26 protein-coding genes are annotated in these 18,063 nt (G+C 70.6%); all 26 read right to left on the reverse strand.

The genetic code is table 11. The features are described 5' to 3' along the window. Nucleotides 1-63: 63 nt before the first annotated feature. Nucleotides 64-789, reverse strand: a complete 726-nt coding sequence (locus IE252_RS34050; protein ID WP_229848963.1) for an adenine nucleotide alpha hydrolase family protein — start codon at nucleotides 787-789, stop codon at nucleotides 64-66. Next, nucleotides 753-983 carry a hypothetical protein gene (locus IE252_RS43520; RefSeq protein ID WP_229848964.1) on the reverse strand — a complete coding sequence of 77 codons (231 nt, stop codon included), beginning with the start codon at nucleotides 981-983 and terminating at the stop codon, nucleotides 753-755. Before IE252_RS43520 ends, IE252_RS34050 begins: the two co-directional genes overlap by 37 nt. A 269-nt stretch (nucleotides 984-1,252) precedes the next feature. Beyond that, entirely contained in the window at nucleotides 1,253-1,801 is a 549-nt protein-coding gene (locus IE252_RS34055) for a DUF6248 family natural product biosynthesis protein (RefSeq protein WP_190093314.1), read from the reverse strand. Further along, on the reverse strand, nucleotides 1,798-2,073 hold the full coding sequence (locus tag IE252_RS34060; protein ID WP_190093315.1) for a hypothetical protein: 276 nt from the start codon (nucleotides 2,071-2,073) through the stop codon (nucleotides 1,798-1,800). Before IE252_RS34060 ends, IE252_RS34055 begins: the two co-directional genes overlap by 4 nt. Further along, the gene (locus tag IE252_RS34065) at nucleotides 2,025-3,245 is read right to left on the reverse strand and encodes a hypothetical protein (protein ID WP_190093316.1); all 1,221 of its coding nucleotides are present in this window, start codon (nucleotides 3,243-3,245) and stop codon (nucleotides 2,025-2,027) included. Before IE252_RS34065 ends, IE252_RS34060 begins: the two co-directional genes overlap by 49 nt. 6 nt (nucleotides 3,246-3,251) lie before the next feature. Further along, nucleotides 3,252-3,623: a hypothetical protein gene (locus tag IE252_RS34070; protein ID WP_190093317.1), complete on the reverse strand. Its 372-nt coding sequence runs from the start codon at nucleotides 3,621-3,623 to the stop codon at nucleotides 3,252-3,254. Between the two features lie 64 nt (nucleotides 3,624-3,687). Next, nucleotides 3,688-4,524 carry a DNA-processing protein DprA gene (locus IE252_RS34075; RefSeq protein WP_190093318.1) on the reverse strand — a complete coding sequence of 279 codons (837 nt, stop codon included), beginning with the start codon at nucleotides 4,522-4,524 and terminating at the stop codon, nucleotides 3,688-3,690. Between the two features lie 75 nt (nucleotides 4,525-4,599). After that, nucleotides 4,600-5,142, reverse strand: a complete 543-nt coding sequence (locus IE252_RS34080) for a single stranded DNA-binding domain-containing protein (RefSeq protein WP_190093319.1) — start codon at nucleotides 5,140-5,142, stop codon at nucleotides 4,600-4,602. A 169-nt stretch (nucleotides 5,143-5,311) separates the two neighbouring features. After that, on the reverse strand, nucleotides 5,312-6,265 hold the full coding sequence (locus IE252_RS34085; protein WP_190093320.1) for a hypothetical protein: 954 nt from the start codon (nucleotides 6,263-6,265) through the stop codon (nucleotides 5,312-5,314). Between the two features lie 59 nt (nucleotides 6,266-6,324). Then, nucleotides 6,325-6,615, reverse strand: coding sequence for a hypothetical protein (locus tag IE252_RS34090; RefSeq protein ID WP_190093321.1), 291 nt, complete (start codon nucleotides 6,613-6,615; stop codon nucleotides 6,325-6,327). A 64-nt stretch (nucleotides 6,616-6,679) separates the two neighbouring features. After that, nucleotides 6,680-7,300, reverse strand: coding sequence for a cell envelope biogenesis protein OmpA (locus IE252_RS34095; protein WP_229848965.1), 621 nt, complete (start codon nucleotides 7,298-7,300; stop codon nucleotides 6,680-6,682). Nucleotides 7,301-7,305: 5 nt separating this feature from the next. Further along, entirely contained in the window at nucleotides 7,306-7,773 is a 468-nt protein-coding gene (locus tag IE252_RS34100) for a hypothetical protein (RefSeq protein ID WP_190093322.1), read from the reverse strand. 98 nt (nucleotides 7,774-7,871) lie between these two features. Further along, nucleotides 7,872-8,255 (reverse strand): hypothetical protein, encoded by a 384-nt coding sequence (locus tag IE252_RS34105; RefSeq protein ID WP_190093323.1) that lies wholly within the window; start codon nucleotides 8,253-8,255, stop codon nucleotides 7,872-7,874. Between the two features lie 126 nt (nucleotides 8,256-8,381). Continuing rightward, a complete protein-coding gene (locus IE252_RS34110; protein WP_229848966.1) occupies nucleotides 8,382-8,705 on the reverse strand; it encodes a hypothetical protein in 324 nt (107 codons plus the stop codon). 96 nt (nucleotides 8,706-8,801) lie between these two features. Beyond that, entirely contained in the window at nucleotides 8,802-10,340 is a 1,539-nt protein-coding gene (locus tag IE252_RS34115) for a ParB/RepB/Spo0J family partition protein (protein ID WP_190093324.1), read from the reverse strand. 472 nt (nucleotides 10,341-10,812) lie between these two features. Then, nucleotides 10,813-11,619, reverse strand: a complete 807-nt coding sequence (locus IE252_RS34120; protein ID WP_190093325.1) for a hypothetical protein — start codon at nucleotides 11,617-11,619, stop codon at nucleotides 10,813-10,815. Between the two features lie 43 nt (nucleotides 11,620-11,662). Further along, complete coding sequence (locus tag IE252_RS34125; RefSeq protein WP_190093326.1) at nucleotides 11,663-11,839, reverse strand: hypothetical protein; 177 nt, start codon at nucleotides 11,837-11,839, stop codon at nucleotides 11,663-11,665. Then, nucleotides 11,836-12,129 carry a hypothetical protein gene (locus tag IE252_RS34130; protein WP_190093327.1) on the reverse strand — a complete coding sequence of 98 codons (294 nt, stop codon included), beginning with the start codon at nucleotides 12,127-12,129 and terminating at the stop codon, nucleotides 11,836-11,838. The genes IE252_RS34125 and IE252_RS34130 overlap by 4 nt, the downstream gene beginning before the upstream one ends. Before the next feature lie 104 nt (nucleotides 12,130-12,233). Continuing rightward, nucleotides 12,234-12,584 (reverse strand): hypothetical protein, encoded by a 351-nt coding sequence (locus tag IE252_RS34135; RefSeq protein WP_190093345.1) that lies wholly within the window; start codon nucleotides 12,582-12,584, stop codon nucleotides 12,234-12,236. Nucleotides 12,585-12,586: 2 nt separating this feature from the next. Beyond that, a complete protein-coding gene (locus tag IE252_RS34140) occupies nucleotides 12,587-13,420 on the reverse strand; it encodes a hypothetical protein (protein ID WP_190093328.1) in 834 nt (277 codons plus the stop codon). A 98-nt stretch (nucleotides 13,421-13,518) separates the two neighbouring features. After that, the gene (locus IE252_RS34145; RefSeq protein WP_190093329.1) at nucleotides 13,519-13,728 is read right to left on the reverse strand and encodes a hypothetical protein; all 210 of its coding nucleotides are present in this window, start codon (nucleotides 13,726-13,728) and stop codon (nucleotides 13,519-13,521) included. After that, nucleotides 13,721-14,197: a hypothetical protein gene (locus IE252_RS34150; protein WP_190093330.1), complete on the reverse strand. Its 477-nt coding sequence runs from the start codon at nucleotides 14,195-14,197 to the stop codon at nucleotides 13,721-13,723. Before IE252_RS34150 ends, IE252_RS34145 begins: the two co-directional genes overlap by 8 nt. Then, nucleotides 14,190-14,882, reverse strand: coding sequence for a hypothetical protein (locus IE252_RS34155; protein WP_190093331.1), 693 nt, complete (start codon nucleotides 14,880-14,882; stop codon nucleotides 14,190-14,192). Before IE252_RS34155 ends, IE252_RS34150 begins: the two co-directional genes overlap by 8 nt. Nucleotides 14,883-15,153: 271 nt before the next feature. Then, the gene (locus IE252_RS34160) at nucleotides 15,154-16,158 is read right to left on the reverse strand and encodes a DUF932 domain-containing protein (protein WP_190093332.1); all 1,005 of its coding nucleotides are present in this window, start codon (nucleotides 16,156-16,158) and stop codon (nucleotides 15,154-15,156) included. A 133-nt stretch (nucleotides 16,159-16,291) separates the two neighbouring features. Beyond that, nucleotides 16,292-16,804, reverse strand: coding sequence for a hypothetical protein (locus tag IE252_RS34165; RefSeq protein ID WP_190093333.1), 513 nt, complete (start codon nucleotides 16,802-16,804; stop codon nucleotides 16,292-16,294). Nucleotides 16,805-16,888: 84 nt separating this feature from the next. After that, nucleotides 16,889-17,236, reverse strand: coding sequence for a hypothetical protein (locus IE252_RS34170; protein ID WP_190093334.1), 348 nt, complete (start codon nucleotides 17,234-17,236; stop codon nucleotides 16,889-16,891). Between the last annotated feature and the right edge of the window lie 827 nt (nucleotides 17,237-18,063).

Here is an 18,063-nt window from a genome sequence, read left to right on the forward strand (position 1 = left end):
GCAGCGTGCCAGGATACATGGATGCGGCAGGCTACGTCTGGGGCGCGGTGGGCGGTGGGGACATCAGCGGTGAGCGGTGCAGCCGTCGCACTGCGCGCGCCCGCTACGGCGGGCGAGCTGTGGTTCCTTGCGCGGCCTCTGCTTGAGCGCTGCCCTTACTTGTTCCTGCAGGGCGGTGAACTCCGGCCCGTCGTCCCGGCAGATGACGCCCGGTTCGGGGGCCTCGCAGGTTCGGGCGTGGCGGATGAGGTCCGTGATGCGCCAGTCGGACCGGAAACTGTCCCCCGTGCTTGCTCGACTTCGGCGTACAGGTCGGCAAGCCGCGGCCGCCGGGCGACTGCCAGCAGCACGTCGCGACGGGCAGCGAAAGACACACAGCGAGCAGGAGCAGCGGGAGGTGCCGGCCCAGTCACCAGCCCCGGGCGCCGAGTCGTACGTCCAGCTGTAGGGCACGGGGGCGTCGGCGTGCCACTCCTTGACGGCGTCGGCCGGCCAGTCCTTGATGGGTAGCCACTCATCGACGACCCGCGCGCTGTTGGCCTGCACCGTTCGGAAGGCCGGCCGCTTCTTACGGTCGGCTCCCTCGTCACTGCGTAAGCCCATGACCTTCAGGATCCGCACGGGACGGCCGAGCTCGCGCCCCAGGCGGCGGACGATCGGCGTCCAGGCGCTGGAGACCACGCCCTCCTTCGCCGCCCTGCGGCAGTACGGGCCGCCCGTCCGGGGGAAGCGCCCGTAGGCCGCGATCTCGGTCAGCAGGCTGTGCGGCATGCGGGTGCTGTCCAACACGACGGGGGCCACTCCAGCACACCAAGACTGGAGTGGTACGAGAGCACCCGGTCCTCCACACCGGCGGCCCGGGCGGTTTCCATGAACACGGCCATCGTGACCGCGCTGTCCTTGCCGCCGGACAGCTGCGGGGCGAGCAATTCGTACGAAGTCAGGTCGGGCATGGTGGACGAGTGGGTGGGACGCGAAGGCATGTCAACTCCATCGAGACGAGCAGCAGTCGGGGGAACTCAGCGGGCGGACGGTGCCGCCGTGGTTCTGGCGGGCGATGGTTCGGGGTCGGGCTGCTTGGGATAAGGCCGACGCGTGGGGAGGCCGAGCTCGATCTCCTCCCGCTCGCGGCGGGTCCGGCCGAGGCGGAACACGAACCTGTGCGCACCGTGGCGCCACCGTTGGCACCTGGGCGACGTGGGCGGAATCTCCGGCAGGTCCTCGAACGGGAGCGTCTCCTGGACCGGGTACGTCATGGCGCCTCACCGCCCGTGGACTCCTCCGGGGCTACGGCGTCGGCGAAGAGGGAGAGCTGCCCGTCCGGTGCGGACACGGGCGCGGACGACGGGCAACGCGCCGTCGACCGGTGGGTGGTCGGCACCGCTTGCGTCTCGGGGACGTGGCCGGCGGCGGCCTCGTCTGCTTCGGCGTTCGGTTCGTGCGTGCACGGGCAGATCCAGCGGCAGGGCTGCTGGTCGGGGCCGTAGCAGATCACGGCGACGACGAAGCCGCCGCGGTCCGTGATGGTGCTGGCGTGCTCGTCGACGCGGGGGCCGTTGGTGCTGATGCAATGGCTGTGGTGGCCGGTGCGGCAGGGGTGGCAGGTGCCGGCCTCGCATGAGCACCAGCGGTGGAAGCCGTGGGGGTAGGCGTCCTCGATCTTGCGCAGTGCTTTGGTCCAGGCGTTGGCGCGGACCCAGGCGCCTTCCTCCTTGGCCATGGGGGAAGCCACCGCGGAGGGGACGGGGTCGAGAATACCCATGATCGATGCGCCCACGTAGCGCAGCCAGGTCGTCGTCATGCGTCGTCTCCGAACAGGGTTGGGGTGGTGTGGAGTTCGTTCATCCAGGCGAGGAGGCGGGGAAGATTGGTATCGGGGCCGAAGGCGAGGTAGGTACCGTCGGCGCTGGTGCAGCCGATGGCCTGTGCAAGGCGCAGCCAACGGCGGGAGTTGACGCGGCCCATGTCGACGGCCAGGCCGAGCTCGCGGGCCTCCAGGGCGAGGGGGTGGGCGGGGCAGTGGTTCAGGCGAGCGGGAGCTGGACGCTGGAGCGGGAGAGCAGGACGTTCCACTCCTGGTCAAATCCCTTGTCCCGCTTGTCGATCACGCAGGCGGGGGCGGTGGCAAAGAGTTCCTCCGCCATCGGCCAGTCCGTGCGGCGGGGGCGGATCCAGGCCTGGGCACGCCCGTAGACCGGGTCGTGCTCGACGTCGACGCGGTGCCGCTGAGAAGTGGAGGCCAGCTGCTGGGCCAGCTGCTGCGGGCGGCCGAGGTCGACGCGCTCGGTGGAGCGCATCACCGGGCGCCGTTTGCCGGACTCAGACAGCAGGAAGAGCCGGCGCACGTGATAGAGGGCCCACGGCATGTCTAGTGCGTGCTCGAAGGCGTCCAGACACGCCCGGTCCTGCGGCTCGGCTGGGTTGAGGAGCTCTAGGAGGCTCTTGCGGCCGTAGAGCTTGGCGTTGGGGTTGAGGCTCATCGCGGTGTACTCCAGGCGCAGCACTTGTCCGGCGATGTCGGGGTGGGTGCGCATGCGCTCCAGGTGAGCGGGCAGGGCGCCCATGGAGGTGGGGAAGCAGCAGAAGGTGCAGTACGACTTCGGCCAGTACACGCCGAACCGGTCCTTGAGGTAGGCCTCGCACTGCTGCCGACCCCAGCCCCAGTCGATGAGGGGGAACTCGCCGGTGCGTCCGGGGATCTTCGAGGCGGCCTGGTCGCCGAAGCGGCGGCCCTCCTCGTCGGCGTTGAATCCCATGATCTGCCGGAACGGGCGCCCGCCGAGTACCTGGGTGAGCCACCAGTCGCCGACGGCGCCCTTCGCCCACAGGCTGCATTTGCGGGTGCCGGCCTGCTGGGGCACTGTGCCGACGGACTCCAGGTCGTCCCACAGGGTCCACGGCCCGCAGGCGAAGAGCCGCGCGGGGCGGCGCGAGTCGTCAAGGACGGTGAACCCGTGCTGCTGCAGGTGACCGTTGCGCGCCAGCTGAACGAGGCGCACGCCGTGCTCGCGCAGGAGGGGCAGCATGAACTCTTCGACGAGGAGCCGAGTTTCGGGCCACTCGCTGCCGGTGGCCATGTAGAGGACGGCGGTGCGCTGGAGGTCGATGCCGTGGGCGGCGGGGTCGGTGAGCATGCGGGCGAGGTAGGCGGTGGAGTCGGCGCCCAGGCCCCAGTTGATGACGGTGTCCAGGTCGTCATCGGTGGTCAGGCCGGGCAGGAACAGGCTGTACGCGGTGTTGGGCATGGCGGCTCACTCCTTCGCGGCCGGGCTGGGCAGGGGCTGGGCGGGGATGATGAGGATCAGGTCGTCGGCGGGCCACGGGTCGCAGGACTGCCAGGGATGGCCGTTGGAGAGCACGGTCACGGGACCGGGCTGGTCGGTGAGTTCGCAGCACACTCCGCAGGGGCAGTGGGGGTTGTAGGGCTCGGGGTGGGCGGTGTAGGGCTCGTTGAAGTAGTCCGCTTGGTGCGGGGAGAGGGCGGCCAGGATCAGGTCGCCGTCGGCTATGTCACCGGCGCGGGCCACCCGCGCGAGTACGGGGTCCTGGAGCAGCGGGGCGTGGTCTTCGTCGTCGGGGTGTGCCGTGACGACAGCAGCGAAGGAGTCCGCGTGCGTGAGCATGGTGGGTTCCTCTCTCCGGGCCGTACTCCGCCAGCAGAGGCGGGGTACGGCCCGGTGGCCGGGGTCAGAGCAGGGCGAGAGCGGTTTGGGGGTCTGTGAGGGGGACGGCCTGGTGCGCGGTCAGCAGCCGGTCGGTCGGGCCCGCCTGCGCGTCCGTGGATGAGGGCGGCACCAGCAGGAGCCGGCGGAGGCTGATGGCGGCCGTGGCGGTGTGCATCGCTGGCTCGGCGTCGTCCAGGACCTCGCTGAGGATCACCGCGTGGGCGAGGGCGGCGAGCAGGCGGGCGCTGGCCTTGAGGGTCAGGCCGCTGGCCGGGGTGCCGGGCGGGTAGAGGCTGAGCAGGGCGCCGCCCGAGGCGGGGATGGAGCGCAGCAGCGGTGCGTGAGCTTCGGGGTGGGCTCGGTCCAGCCCGCATGGCAGGACGGCCAGGGATGCCCGCCCGGCGCGGGCGGCGGCCTGGTGGGCGGCGGAGTCGACGCCGTAGGCGAGTGTCGCGGTGACGGTGTGACCGGCTTCGGTGATGGCGGTGGCGAAGGTCTGGGCCCGGGCGACGGCCTGCCGGGCGGCGTTGCGGCTGCCCGTCACCGCGACGGCGCTCGCGGTCAGCTGGGACAACTGGTCTTCTCCACGGACCCACACACCCAGCGGGCAGTGGGGACCGAGGTCGGCCAGCGCGGCGGGCCAGGCCTCGTCCGAGGGAATGAGGAACCGGCCAGAGGCGGCATGGAGCCCGCCCGCCGGGCTGTAGCGGGAAAGGCGGCCGCTGCTGTCGCGGGACAGGCGCTGCTTCCAGACTTCCTGCGGGGGTAAGTCGGCGAGCTCGGCGGCGAGTTGGGAGGGAGTGAAGTGGGCGGCGAGCGCGGCGCGGGCGGCGCGTTCGCTCAGGCCTGGGCTGGGCATGGTGAACCTCCATCAGGGTGCGGCCGGTGGGCAGGCCGGGGGAGCGATGTGCGGTGGGGTGGCTCGCGGGCGCGGTCAGTGCCTGGTGGGGCTGGTTGCGGCGACGGCGTACCAGGGCGTGCGCGGCGCGGTGTCCCACCAGTCGGCGGGAGCGGCTGCGGCCGGGGCGGGGACGGGGGCCGGTCGGACTGCGGGGGTGGGGCGGGCGGGCCCGGCACGGCGAATGGGCGTAGGTGCGGGTGCGGCGTGCGGGGCGGGGGCGTGTCCGGCGAGGACGGCGGGCAGGGTGTCGTCGATGTAGGCGACGTGGTGGGCGAGGTCCACGCCGACCTGGGCCGCATCGAGGTGGAGCACGTTGGCGCGCAGGGCCAGGTTGCCGGTGGCGATGACGTGCACGGCGTCGGTGAGGCATTCGGCGACGTGCCGGGCGACGGGTCCAAGGACGGTGCAGATGACCGGGACCGGTTCGCTGTCGTGCCACTGGCCGTGTGTGCGGTCGTAGGTGCGCGGGAGCTGCATGACGGTGAACCGGGCGGCGGGTGTGCCGCGTTCGGTGTGGCGCAGCTGCACGATTCCGGCTACGCGGCCGCGGATGACGGCGCTGGTCTCTCCGCTCATGGGGATCCTCCTGGAGGCGATGAACGTCGGGCGGCGCACGGAAACGAAGCAAGTTCCATAATACGTTAAACGTGGGCGGGTGTCATCCCGTTTTTCTGTTCTGGGAGGCACCCGCTCCCGGTTCCGCTGGTCGTGCTCAGCCGCTCGTGCGGGACGTCTTCGTCCCCGCCTACGCGGCCGCGTCGTGTGCGGCTGGCTTGGGCTTCCGGCATGGGCCGGGGTCCTCGCAGCAGGCGGCCGCCGCCGGGTTGTCCCAGTGGCAGGCCGGGCAGTTCCACAGGAGTCCTGCGGCCAGGGCGGCCGCGTGGATGGCCTGCCTGTGACTGGCGTCGGCTGCGTTGAGCAACTGGTCCAGGACGGCTTCTCGTGGTGCGCCTTCGGTGCCGCTGTCGTCGAGTACGACGGTGTCCTCGACGCTGACGCGTAGGGGCACCGTGCCGTCGGGTCGCACGAGGTGGTCGCTTGCGGTGTCGAGGTGGATGGAGACCTGCACGGCGCCGAGCTTGTGGTTGAGGTAGGCGAACACCAGGATGCCGTCGACCTCGCTGCACGGGAGGTCGTTCTCGTCGGTCTGCGGGTGGAAGACGGCGTTGCGGTTCGCCCGCTCGCACACGTCGGGCGGGGGGAACGTGAAGGTGAGGGGCACGAGGCGGCCCAGGCGCCGTCCTTGGATGGTGGCGCGGTGGAGGGAGTAGCCCTCGTCCGGGAAGCGGTCGCAGTCGGGTCCGTAGTACAGCTCCACGGCCTTCCGGTCGTCGGCGGGAGGGTCGGGCGGGGCGTCCTCGTGGCTGCGGAGGTTGGTCCAGTTTGCGCGTACGTGCCGTGCGATCTCGGCGAGAGCGGGGCCTTCGTCGGTGAACGGCAGCACACGGTCTTCGTCGCTGTCCCAGCGGCGCAGCAGCCAGACGCTGTCCGGCGGGCGCGGCGGGATGTGCGCGTGGGCCGGTTGTGCGGCGGTGAAGTCGAACTGCTCCAGCCAGTCGCCGAGGATGTCGACGACGTCCGCGCCGGGCCACCCGCCTGTGCGCTCCTCCAGTTCGGTCAGCTGTTGGTGCAGTGTGATGACGGCTTTGCCCATGGGGGTGTTCCGGTGAATGGGGGTCTTCGGCTCGGGGGTGGTCATGGTGGTTCCCTTTCGGGGCGGTGGATGGCGGATGGGTGCGCGGCACGTCTGCCGTGGGCTCAGAACTCACCGGGAATGCGCAGGCTGACGTGCCAGCGGTGGGGGCCGGCCTGGTGCTCGGCGGTGGCGCTTGCCTGGCGGAGGTCGTCCTCGTAGCTGTGGTTGATCCACGCCAGGACGCGTAATTCCGCCTCGGCCGGGCTGGTGGCGTCGATCGCGAACAGCGTCGTGGCGGACGGCCGCCCCTCGGCCGGGCGCTCCACGACCGTGTCGCTGAGGCGCTGGGCATGCCAGACGGTCTCTGGGTCGTCGGGAACGGGCGGCAGGGTCACGGGGTACGCGGTGCTCACGCGGCTTGCCTTCGGGGTCGCGTAGACGGGGGCGGCGTCCCGGGCTGGGCCCGGGACGCACGGGCTAGGGCTGCTCCAGTCCCAGGGCGGTGCGCAGCAGGTCGAGCACGGCGGCCTGGTCGGCGGGCAGAGCGGCCTCACGCAGGACGCGCTTGCGCAGGATGGGCACGTTCAGACTGATCCCGACCGGCACGTCGGGCGCTTCTTGGCGATACGCCAGCAGGTAGTGCCGGGAGTCGATCATCCAGGCCTCGTACCGGTCGGCGGGCTGTCCGCTGCGGGCCGTGTGGTCCTCGTCGGCGCCGGGTGCGGGGCAGGCGCAGGAAGCATCGGGGCAGGGGCGGCCCGCCGGGTGCGAGGCAAGCACGGGACGCGAGCGGTAGTGCGTGGCGTGGCCGTTGAGCATCGGGCAGTGAGCTGCGGCATACGGCAGACACTCGGGGTGCAGCGCGGGCTCGGGGGAGTAGCCCTGTCCCTGGTCGGCGGGACGGACGAGGACGAAGAACCGTTCCTCAAGGCGCCCGGAGCAGATCTGACATAACCGCCGGTGGAAGGCGTGGCGCATGCGGCTGGCGTCGAGGCTGCCGAACGCGGTGTGTCCGTTGTGGGTCAGCGACACCCAGGGCACGACCAGGCCCTGGAACAGCGGCCGGTGGAGGCAGCGCACCGGTATGCCAGGACGCACCGTGGTCACTTCTCCCTCGGCCGTGCTGGCTGCGCGGCGGCGTCGGGCAGCGCGGGGACGGGGCGGCTGAGCCGGATACGCAGGTGGTCCGGGGTCGCGGGGTCCGCGTTGTGGTCCTCGATGCAGTACGGACAGGTTGCCTGGCGCGGGTCTGCGGCCACGGTGGCCCTCTCGCGGCACCGGGTCCGCCGTGCCTCCAGGAATACGGTGCCGCTGGCAGGCAGCGAGGCGGGGGCGGCCGCGATGCAGGCCGCGTGCTGGAGCACGGGCGGTGCGGTGCGGACGGCGTTGCTGAGCTGTTGCAGCCGGTCGGCGAGTTGCTGCTGCGTCCCGTAGAGGGCGATGCCGTTGCTGCCGGTCCTTATGGCGACGGCGATCTCGCCGGGTTCGACGACGGCGTCGTCGATGTCGGTGCCGGGGTAGAGCAGGACCGCCGCGCTGGCGGTGTCGGCCCATTCGAGTCGGTCGAACATGTGCGGTGCTCTCCTTTCTCCTTGGTGGTTGCGGGGGTTGTGTCTGTGGGGGCCCGAGGCGGCAACGCCGCCTCGGGCCCCCACAGACAGGGGAGGGGCTACGGCTGCGCGTCGGCCGGGGGGTTGGTGAGCTCGATGCAGGCGGCCGGGACCTTGGGGATGCGGTACCGCGTCTGGTCCCTGGGGACGGTGAAGCGGGTGTTGTGCGGGTCGCTGCGCAGTTGCTCGGTGGAGTCCTCGTCGAGCACGAAGTCGAAGCGGCTGCCCGTGGTGTTGGGCTGGCCGACGGTGCCGGTCAGGCGGCGCAGGCAGGCCGGGCGGATCGTGGTGTTGATCCGTGCGGTGCGGCCGGGGAGGATGACCGGGCGCTGGGCGGCGTCGAGTTCGACCAGCCGGGCGGCGGCCGTCTCCTGGACGGCGGTGAGGGCGTTCACGTCGGCCAGGGCGGCGACGTGGGCGCGGATCTCGGCAAGAGTGGGCATGGCGGGGTCCTCTCTGGTGTTGCCTGCGGTGAGCCGGGCCTGGGGGTGCGCCCGGTGGAAGAGACCGGCCGCCGGACGGCGGGCCGGGGGGCGCAGATTGTGCGGCGCCTATGGGGTGTGCGTCGGTCAGCCGAGCGGGTAGATCACCAGCGCGGCGACGGCGTTGTCGGGGATCTGTGGGAAGAGCCTGCGCAGTTCCGGGTCGTTGGCGAGTTCGCTTTCCAGCGGGTAGACCTCGCCCCGCAGCCCGTCATCCTCGGGGGCGTAGCGGGCGCGCTCGTAGGTGCTGAACGGCGAGTAGCCGTTGCCTTCGGGGTCGGCGGAGAGCACGACCAGGGTGCTTCCCGGAAGGCGTGCCCAGTCGTTGCCGACCAGGCGGCGCAGCACGTCAAGGGTGAGCGGCTGGTCTCGCTGACTCGGCGCGGGTTCCGCAGGACCGGACGTGGACATGAGGGGCTCCGTGTGGTTCATGAGTGAGCGTGGGGTACGGGGGCCGGGCACCGTTCGGTGCCCGGCCGTCCTGCGTGTGTGGCCTGGCCGTGCGACTCACGCCTCGTCGGTGGCGTCGGTGTCCTTGTCCCGGTGGGCGGCGACCGCCTGTTCCTCGACCTCGGAGAGCCGGTAGGAGCCCTGGTCGTCCTGGCCGAGCTTCTCCAGGAGCAGCAGGTAGGCGGCCTGCTGGGGCGTGGGGTCCTCCCACAGGAAGCGGACCTGCATGCTGGCGTCGTTCCAGCCCTTCGGCTCGCGCATGTCGCGCTCGAACGCGGCGGCGACGTGCGCGAACAGCACGTGAGCCATGCGGGCCTTGGAGGGGGTGACGTGCTCCGACAGCCGCACCTGCTCCAGCGCGCTCTCGGGCAGCTTCACGCCCAGGAACTGGGCGACGTCCTCACTCTCCTGACGCTGCGCCCACTTGCCGTAGCAGCGGGGCAGGTCCAGCAGTACCCCCAGGGCGAACCGCCAGGCCTCTTCCGGCAGGGCCTTGCTGCCGCGCACCAGGCGGGAGACGAACGCCTTGCGGGGGCCTGCGGCAGCCTTCCAGGCCCGGTTGCACGCGGTGGTGCGGGCCCGCTCTGCGGCCGCCTCCTCGTCCTCGGCGCTCTTGTGCGGCTTCGGCTTCGGGCGCACCTTGTGCCCGTGCTCGGCCGGGTCGGCGCAGTACCAGACGGGCTGGTGCTCGTCGTCGAGGCGGGCGCTGTGGCCGGGGCAGCCCTTGTGGCTGGCCTCCTCCATCGGCCTGCCCAGTGGCGAGGTGAGCTCCGACAGCGGCCGGGCGGTGTCCTTCTCCCCGTACGCCGACGGCGCGGGCAGCAGGGGGATGCCCGCCTTCTCCAGTGCCGCGACCGCCTCCTTGCGGGCGGTGCGGTCGTCCATCTCGGCTGTGAGCAGGGCGAGTTCCTGGTCCCAGTGACCACGCCCGCCGCCCTGCTCCGCCTCGTCGCGGGCCAGCGCCCGCAGCAGGCGGTCCTGGGCGAGGGGTACGTCCTCGACCTCCGCGAGCTGGGCGATCTGCTCCAGGTCCATGCCCGAGGCGGAGGCCCGGCGCAAGGTGGCGTCGTCGAGCTGCTGCGCCCGGCCGAGCCGCTTGCCGGTGCCGCGCTTGAGGCCGAGCGCACGCGCGGCCTTGGTCTGCTCGACCTCGTCCATGCCCAGCAGCGACAGCTCGGCGGCCTTGAGGGTGTCCTTCGGGGACATGCCCTGGCGCTGGCGGTTCTCGATCAGCGACAGGAACCGCGTCCAGGCGTCCCGGCCCACCAGATCGGCGCGGACGTAGGCCTTGATCTGCCGCTGGGGGTGGCCCTCCGCCTCGGCGGTGGCGTTCGCGATCTGCGCGGCCTGGGTGCGCCGCCAGCCCTTGAACGCGGTGTAGGTGCCGTCGGGGCGGGGGCGGACACTGACCGGGTCCTGGACGCCGACGGACTTCACGGAGCTGATCAGCTCGGCGTCGGGCTCGGTGTCGTGCTCGCGGGCGTTGTACTCGTCGCGCACGATCGCGCTCGGGTCGAGCAGGACGGCAGTCAGGTTCTCCTCGTCGGTGTCGACGGGGAGGGAGGTGGCACTCTGGTCGGCGGTGGCTGTGGCCATGTCTGGCCTCCTTGTGCTGGTTGACGGACTTTCAGCGGTGTCGAGAGGGAGCCACTCTCTCGACATGTTCCATAATACCGAAATGCTGAAGTGGTGCAACTGCACTAATCGGCGCTGGCCCCGCCACGAAGGTGCAGGTCAGCGGGCCTGGCGGCGGGCGGCGTGGACGGAGCACGCGTACACCGCGCGGGCACCGCCCCTGAGACGGCGGACGGAGGCGACCTGCTCGTTGCAGGGCAGGCCGCAGTCGACACACCTGCGCTCCTCCTCTGCCACGGGGGCCGGCGCGGGCGGCGGGGAGAGTGCGGACCGGGGCACGGCGGAGCCTTTCTCTTCAGGGTGGGCGGGTGCCGGTGGTTGCGCGGGGCCGTCGTTGGAGGCCCCCCGGCGGAAGTCACTGGGTGGGCGCGCGGTGGGGCCCCGGTCATCGGGCGAGCGGGGCGGGGCGGGCGGCAGCGTCGCCGCATCGCTGTCAGAGCGGCGGGTTGTCCAGCTGGACCCGGAGGCCGTCGGGCTCGACGGTCACCGCTCGGCCTGGGCGGCCGAGGAGCTGCGCGTACGCTTCCATGTCCCTGTCGTAGCGCTCGGCTTCATACCCGGGTGCATCGAAGCGGGCTCCGGGCCGGACCGACCCCCAGGGCTCCAGCACCCTCGCCACCTTGGCGGTACCCGCGCTGCGGTAGATCTGGAAGCCCGGCGTACGTGTGTAGTCGATGTCGGGTAGGCCGTAGGGCATCAGCCCGGCGACGGAGAGCTCCACGGCCAGAGCCCGGAACTGCTCGTCTTCGATCAGGTCTTCTGCGAGTCCTGGCAGTTCAAGGGAGGCGACTGCGGCCTGCCGGGCGGCGTCCGCTTCTCGTTCCGCGCCCTCAGCGACGGACTTGGCCCACTGCGGATCGCCGTACGTGTGCACGCACGCGCCAGTGAACTGGTCCACCAGACCCCAACCGCCGCCGATGACGGCGGGGGCCAGGCGGAACCGCATGGAGATCTGGTCGGCGGGCGGCTGCGGCGCGAAGTACACCTCGCTGCTGCCGTGTGGCTCGGTCGTCACCAGCCCGGCCCGGCGAAGGGCATCCGCGATGAACGGTGCCACCGCGCGGGAGGATCCGCCCGGTGTCCACCACGAGGCGACGGCGCACCGTGCGCCTGCCCCGACCGGATGGGCGACCTGCCTCTCGAAGACCGTCACCCCGCCGTGGGGGCGATGGTCGGGGAACGTGGACAGGGCGGCGTTGGCGCGCTGGAGTGTCGTTGCCGGGGAGTCCGTGCGTGGCATGGTGGGGGTTCCCTTCGAGGGAGAGGGACGGGCGGGCAGTGGCCTACGGCCGTGAGCGCTGGGCGTCGTGCTGGGCGGCGTGGCGCTCGGCGTCGGCGCGGGCGTCATCGGCGGTGTATCCGCTGTCGCACCATGCGTGGCAGAGCTGGCCCGCAGGGGCATGGCAGGTCTCGCACCGCTCGTCGAAGTCCTCAGGCCGAAACGGCGGCGGACCGCTCACGGCGCAACATCCCTGATGTGCTGTGCCATCTTGCGGGCGGACAGGACGGCGGTGGACGTTGCCAAGCCCCCGCTGCTGGCCTGCCAGATCCGCGCTGGACTGGACGGGGCGATCTGGAAGTTGGTGACCGGGCTGATCCGCCAGGTGCGCCCGTGCGGGTCGGTGACGGTGTACGTGAGGCGTGACGGGTTGTCCTGGCGGCCGTTGTCGCTCCAGTCAAGGCCGGCGGCCGTGAGCGCGCGGCCAAGCTGGGCGCAGCGTTCTGGGGTGGCGTGGGTGAACGATGCCACGGGGTATCTCCTCGCTAACTTCGACATGTTCCATAATGCCTAAAATGTAGGGTGGAGCAACTGGTTTTCCCGGGGCTGCCCCACCGCCCTCGTGCCGGATTCCCCTAGGGACGCATGAGTACGTTGTTCCTGGTGGGCAGGGCGGCAAGCGCCTGGTGGTCGCGGTAGTCGGACACCTTCACGTAGCCACCCGGCATCGTGTCCAGGCGCAGCTGGTCGGGCCCCCAGTTCTCGATCACGTCCAGGGGAAGGTTCTCGATGTCGTCCGCCTCAACCTGGCTGGCCCACCCGGTCAGGTCGTTGCCGAACAGCCGCCGCCACTCCAGCAGGATGGCAAACAGCTGCCCCGCGTCGTCCACCAGGGCGACCGCGCGGGCCTCGTGCGGGCCGGGGCACTCGGCGAAAGTGGGAGTGTCGGGGCGGGTGCGCTCGCCCAGGGCCATCAGCCAGCGCATGGTCACACCATCTCCTCGGCTCCGGTGTACGCCTGGGCTCCTCTGCGGCGGGTGCGGCCGCACTGCTGCTGGGCGCGCAGAGAGGCGACCTCGGCCCGGTACCTGTCCGCGCGGGCTCTCTCCTCGGCGGCGCGCTCGACGCGGTTGGAAGCCGTCCACTCCAGGACGTGGATGTGGCGCGACAGCGAGCCGTAGTAGTCGGCCAGCATGAGCAGCAGTACGGGATGCGGGTGGGCGGTGAGCCATCGCGCGACGCTCCACCAGACGGCCACGGCGGCTTTCAACGCGTGGCGGGCGGACTGCGACTCTGCCGCGCAGCGGACGGCTTCGGCGTCGGCGCGTGCGGCGGCCCAGTTGAGGAACCGCAGCAGCCGGGGCGTCTCGCGTCTCCTGGAGGCGTCCAGGATCAGGGGCAGGTCGTCGCGCTGGGCGACATCGTCGGCGCACGCACGCAGCACGGCGGTGAGCGTCGCAGCCGTCCTCGGCGACGGCTCGTTCCCGGCGGCGGTCGACGGCGGATTCACGCAAACCTCGGGGCGTTCGCTGTAGTCACCGGGGTAGCGGGTGAGGCTGCCGTGGTAGCCGCTGCGGCCGTGGGCGAGCCGGGGCAGGGTGTCGTCGGGGGCGGTCGTCTCGTAGGCGTTGACCGGGCCGAGGCAGGCGCGCACGGCGGTGAACTGGTCCCAGTCGTGCGGGTGGTGGGTCCCGGTGACGTGCACGCTGCCCCGCATCGCGCCGTGCAGCTCGAACACGACGGCATCCATGAGCCGGGGGCCGACGGTGGCGCGCACGATGCCGGTGGGCGTCTCGATCGTGAGGGCGGTGGTGGTGGACATGGGCGGTTCCTCTCGCGGTAGGACGGACGGCAGGGTGCGGGGCGTCGCGGTGCGGGCCGGATGGGCCGTCCGCCCTGTAGGGCGGACGGCCTCGGCGGTCACTCCTGCGGCGGTTTGTGGCGGTACAGTTCGCCCTGGTCGGTCACGCTGATCCCCGTACGGCCACATGAGCAGGCCCCGTAGGGGCGGTTGTTCATCCGGGCGTACTTGCTGCCCAGCGCGGTGGTGTTGATGCTGCGGACGCTGCCGGAAACCGGTGCCGTGTTGCCGCAGTATCCATCCGGCCTCACAGCAGGCTTGTCATTCATGGGCGTCCTCGGTGGACTCGTCGGGGTGGTGCAGGACTGGCGCGCGGTAGACCAGGCGCGGCGCGGTGACTCCGGGGCAGGGCATGGCTGCTTCGCGGAGTTCGCGGGTGCCCAAGGGGTGCAGCCATCCGGCCCGTACGGTCCAGCCGCACGCGCGCGGAGCGGGCTCGTCGGCGGTCGTGGCCACCAGGACGGCGTGACGCACGGTGCAGTACTCCAGGGCGAAGGTCACCAGGGCAAGGAACCGTAGGTACTCCGTGGCGGAGTGGGTCACGCGCAGCGGCGCGGCTCCGACGGACAGGGACAGCTCGGCGCTGACGGTCGTGCCGTTCGTGCGCTCGGCAACGATGCTGAGGTGGTGGCTGCCCTCGTCCAGAGCCAGCAGCAGGGCGGCGAGGACGTGGACGGCGCGGCCCACAGCGGACGCCGTGACGATCTCACCGGTGCGGGTGACCTTGGGCTCAGACATGAAGATCCTGCCAGGCCTTCGCGTTCCACTCACGGACAAGGTCGTCGGAGTAGGCAACATCGCGCGCGGCCTCGGCGTCGAGGGCGGCCACGATCAGCAGCTTGCCCCGGATCACCTCGGCGTGGTGCAGGAAAGCGGCGGCCCCCTTCTGCCGCTCGTCCTTGTCCTCCGGCAGCCGTCGAACGAGATGGATGTGCCCGTCACGGGTGAAGATCACGACGTAGGGGTGGAAGTCCTCGATCCTCGACGGGCGGGCCGGGCCGGTCGTGGTGTCGGCTAGCGTCTCGCGGGCCTCGGCCAGCGACTTCGCCACTTCCTCGGTCGCCTTCACGCCTGTGTCCCGCAGACTCCCGTTGCGGCCGTAGAAGACGCGGGCCTGGTCACGGACCGGGGCGAACTCCACGGGGGCGTACAAGCTGATCATCCGGCGCGCGTACGCGTCGCGCTCTTCCCGCTCCGCCTGGGCAGCGCGCGCGGTGTCCGTCACCTTGCCCTGCGCCCAGCCCAGCGCGATCGCGGCGCACGATGTGCCGTAGTACGCGACGTCTTCGGCGGTACCGTCTTCGTTCCCGTCGGCGTCCAGCGGCATGAGCGCGACGGTGCGCTTGAGTCCCCGGCGGCCACAACAGCCGCACTCGGTGAAGTCGTCCGTGATGCCCTTGATCTTCCACTTCAAGATGCGCATGAAAAGCCTTCCGCGGGGCGGTGGGTGGGGTGGGTGACAGTCGTCCGCCGGCCTCTGGGCGCGGCGCAGCACGGGCGGGGTGTCCTATGCGCGCGGTCTGCTCCGCAGACGCGACGCGCTGCCGCTACGCGGCAGGGGCCGAAGGGGAGCGCTCCGCGCTCCTGATACGGGGGTGAGCGCTCCGCGCTCGGGGCCCGTGCGGCCACTGCTGGCCGGTGAGGGGCCGGGCGGGCACCCATGGGGGAGTTGTGCCCGCCCGGCGGTCAGGAGGTCAGACCGTGGTCAGGGCGAAAGCCTTCTCCATCAGGCCACTTGCCGCTCCGCTGATCACCCGTTCGGCGCGGGCGTCGGCCTTCGCGTCGGCGGACTTGCCCCGTGCGGGGGCCACGTGGTTGGCGTACTCGGTGAGCGCGTTGTATCCGGCCCACCGGGTGCCCCGGATACCGGCCTGGGTGTCGGCGTTCTCGAACAGGTTCGAGATGGCACCCCACCGCACGAGCTGGTTGGTCTTGGCGCGGGCGTGGTCGCTCTCCTTGACCGGCCACAGTTCGTCCACCACCGACTTGAGCTCACTGAGCGTCATCTCGGCCTCGATCATGCGCTGTGCGGCCTTCTCGAACTCCTCGGCGTACTGGAAGGTGAGTCCGAGGGCGGAACGGGCCTGCGCGATCTTGGCCTTGGCTCCGGCGGTGTGCCGGACGACGAACGAGGAGCGGGCGTTGCTGAGGGCCGCGCGCATGGTGTTCGCGCACACCACGCGAATCGGCGTCACCACCAGCCGGAACGCCGAACCTCCGTCGTGGCTGTTGAAAGCCGCGATGTAGAGATCCACGTCGTCGTTGCCGCCGATCGTGAGGGTCTGCGGCATCTTCATGGTCAGGAACACCTGGCGACCGCCCTTGAGCGATCCGGCGGTCTCGAAGTGTGCGCCCGACTCGTCGACCAGATGGTTGAGCAACTCCGCGTGCTCCTCGTTCTGCACGGGCTGGTAGTCACTGCCCACGACTCCGAGCGTCTCCGTGCGGCGGGTCTTCGGGTGCGTGCGCGCGGTCGCGAAGTGCTCCGCGACCTCCAGCGGCGTAGCACCGTCGTCGGTGAGCTCGGTTGCGGTCAGGGGCAGGAGACGCACGTCCCAGTCAGACAGGGACGCGAGCCGCATGGCCTCCTCGGCGGTCATCGCGCCAGCGGTGACGGTGCCCAGCTTGTGCCACGCGCTCTCGTTCGCGGAGACGAACGCGGCGGTCCCGTCGGTGAACTGCTCGATCTCGTGAGCCACTTTGGGTTCCCTTCTGGTGACGAACTTTCGGCGTGTCCGGGAGGGAGCCAACCCTTCCGAACTGGTTCCATAATACCTAAAACTTGGGGTGGGGCAACCCCTTTAACACTCCAGCCGCCCCACCCCCGGCGATCTACAGAGTGTCCCGGTCGAAGTCCTCGGGCAGAGGCGTGAGGCTCTCCGCGTGCACGTTGTGGAGCACCGGACGCAGCAGCCCGTTCCGAACCTCGCCAAGGCTGTAATGCACCTTCGGACGGCCAGACAGGCTCAGGCGCGCCTCAATGTGCGCGATCCAGTAGTTCCCGTGACGGCCCGTCATGCTCCCCTCGTACCGCACCTTCTGCCCCAGACGCGGGGGCACACCCGCAACGGCACCGACCAAATCACGCATGACTTCTTGGACGGTCCCGTCCGGCAAGGGCACGTTCATCAGCGAGGGCCAGGTGTGGCCCGTACGCACACCAGCGATCCACCCCAACTCAAACAATGCCTGAGCCAGCTCGCGAACCTCGCGCCGGAAACCGAAACGCGGCGAGAGCTGCGCCAGCACCGATGCGAACGCGGCCTCTGCCTGTTCCTCTTCGCCCTCGCTCGGGCTCGCCGCAGGGTATTTGGGCTCGATGGCCTCAAGGCGGGTCATGCTCACGGTTCCTGTCCTTTCCCTTGGGTGTAGTGCTGGACCGTGAGCCGAGGGTCCGGCGGAGAGCCGGACCCTCGGCAGGACTGCCGCTTACTTCAACCCGCGCAGTCGCAGGAACTCGCTGATCCGGAACGCGATGGTGCGACTCGGAAGGGAGAACCCCCGGAACGATCCGAGAATGACGGGCCCGGTGTCACTGTCGCGAATGAACTGGAATTCCGACTCCCGGGAGACCGGGAGGAGGAAACGGATGGGACCGGCCGTGGTGTCGAACCGGATAGAGGTGGTGCCCTCGTCCTGGTTGTGCTCGATCACGGCGTCTCGCAGAAGCTCCGGGCGCGGAAGGAAATTCGCGATTCTGCGAGCAGCCATTGCCTGAGCGGTCGCGATCTCGACTTTGAGGGAAGTCACCTTGCCCTCAGCGATAACGATCTCCACGTTGATGCCTTCCTGTTGACGAACGTGTGGCGACATCGAACCGGGGGGCCACCCCGGGTGACGTGTTCCATAATACCGCATCGCTGGCCTGTGGCAACACCCCTGCACCATCTCCTGCGTCATCCCCTGCACCATCTCCTGCGCAACCCCTTGCACTATCTCCTGACCTCACCAGATCGCCCACCTCCGATCGCCCCAGGTCAGAAGCCCATTTGCCCGTGGTCGGGATGCTGACATCCCCTCTGCTGCCGCTCTCCCTGCCCGAATGAGAAAAGGGTGGGGCGGGCATGGGCTGCGCGGCGGCCTCGGGGATCGGGGACGGGCTTCGTGGTTGCGCGTCGGCAGAGCCTCCGCGCGTCTGCTGGCGCGGCCCACACGGGCCCCTGAGAGACGCTGCGCGCCTCGGGCCCTGCGGGGCGATAGGAACTCCCACCGTGGTTGGGGGACGGGGGTGGGTGGTGAGCCCATAAGCTATCTGTGGCTCAAGTTTGACGCACCATCGGTACCGCAGGCCAGGGTTGATGTCGGCGGGTGGGGTTGTGGGGCGGTAGGCGGGTGTGCCATGGTGGTCTCTCACAAAAACAGCGGGCAAGCAGCGAGAGGCCGGAAGACCAAATCGCCAAGCGGGCCGAATTTATGACGGGTAGTCAGAAATTTAGGGTAAGCCGAAAAACAGGTGGACCCCAACCCCTAGCCTGCCCAAGGAATTCGCGGAGCGAATTCCGCCAGGCCGAATCGCGGAGCGATTCCGGCCCCGCCCAACGAAGTTGGGCGGAATTCTGGCGGAGCCAGAATTAGCCGCGCGGAGCGCGGCATTTCTTCCGCCG

It is taken from the genome of Streptomyces melanogenes, from assembly GCF_014649795.1.
In the GTDB taxonomy this organism is placed as follows: domain Bacteria; phylum Actinomycetota; class Actinomycetes; order Streptomycetales; family Streptomycetaceae; genus Streptomyces; species Streptomyces noboritoensis.

What these genes read in the sequence shown, in the direction of transcription:
- IE252_RS34100 (WP_190093322.1), bottom strand. Translation starts at nt 7,773, where the DNA reads ATGTTCGACCGACTCGAATGGGCCGACACCGCCAGCGCGGCGGTCCTG.
- IE252_RS34110 (WP_229848966.1), bottom strand. Translation starts at nt 8,705, where the DNA reads ATGTCCACGTCCGGTCCTGCGGAACCCGCGCCGAGTCAGCGAGACCAG.
- IE252_RS34065 (WP_190093316.1), bottom strand. Translation starts at nt 3,245, where the DNA reads ATGCCCAACACCGCGTACAGCCTGTTCCTGCCCGGCCTGACCACCGAT.
- IE252_RS34085 (WP_190093320.1), bottom strand. Translation starts at nt 6,265, where the DNA reads ATGACCACCCCCGAGCCGAAGACCCCCATTCACCGGAACACCCCCATG.
- IE252_RS34150 (WP_190093330.1), bottom strand. Translation starts at nt 14,197, where the DNA reads ATGTCTGAGCCCAAGGTCACCCGCACCGGTGAGATCGTCACGGCGTCC.
- IE252_RS34080 (WP_190093319.1), bottom strand. Translation starts at nt 5,142, where the DNA reads ATGAGCGGAGAGACCAGCGCCGTCATCCGCGGCCGCGTAGCCGGAATC.
- IE252_RS34140 (WP_190093328.1), bottom strand. Translation starts at nt 13,420, where the DNA reads ATGTCCACCACCACCGCCCTCACGATCGAGACGCCCACCGGCATCGTG.
- IE252_RS34055 (WP_190093314.1), bottom strand. Translation starts at nt 1,801, where the DNA reads ATGACGACGACCTGGCTGCGCTACGTGGGCGCATCGATCATGGGTATT.
- IE252_RS34135 (WP_190093345.1), bottom strand. Translation starts at nt 12,584, where the DNA reads ATGCGCTGGCTGATGGCCCTGGGCGAGCGCACCCGCCCCGACACTCCC.
- IE252_RS34115 (WP_190093324.1), bottom strand. Translation starts at nt 10,340, where the DNA reads ATGGCCACAGCCACCGCCGACCAGAGTGCCACCTCCCTCCCCGTCGAC.
- IE252_RS34145 (WP_190093329.1), bottom strand. Translation starts at nt 13,728, where the DNA reads ATGAATGACAAGCCTGCTGTGAGGCCGGATGGATACTGCGGCAACACG.
- IE252_RS34075 (WP_190093318.1), bottom strand. Translation starts at nt 4,524, where the DNA reads ATGCCCAGCCCAGGCCTGAGCGAACGCGCCGCCCGCGCCGCGCTCGCC.
- IE252_RS34105 (WP_190093323.1), bottom strand. Translation starts at nt 8,255, where the DNA reads ATGCCCACTCTTGCCGAGATCCGCGCCCACGTCGCCGCCCTGGCCGAC.
- IE252_RS34070 (WP_190093317.1), bottom strand. Translation starts at nt 3,623, where the DNA reads ATGCTCACGCACGCGGACTCCTTCGCTGCTGTCGTCACGGCACACCCC.
- IE252_RS34155 (WP_190093331.1), bottom strand. Translation starts at nt 14,882, where the DNA reads ATGCGCATCTTGAAGTGGAAGATCAAGGGCATCACGGACGACTTCACC.
- IE252_RS34120 (WP_190093325.1), bottom strand. Translation starts at nt 11,619, where the DNA reads ATGCCACGCACGGACTCCCCGGCAACGACACTCCAGCGCGCCAACGCC.
- IE252_RS43520 (WP_229848964.1), bottom strand. Translation starts at nt 983, where the DNA reads ATGCCTTCGCGTCCCACCCACTCGTCCACCATGCCCGACCTGACTTCG.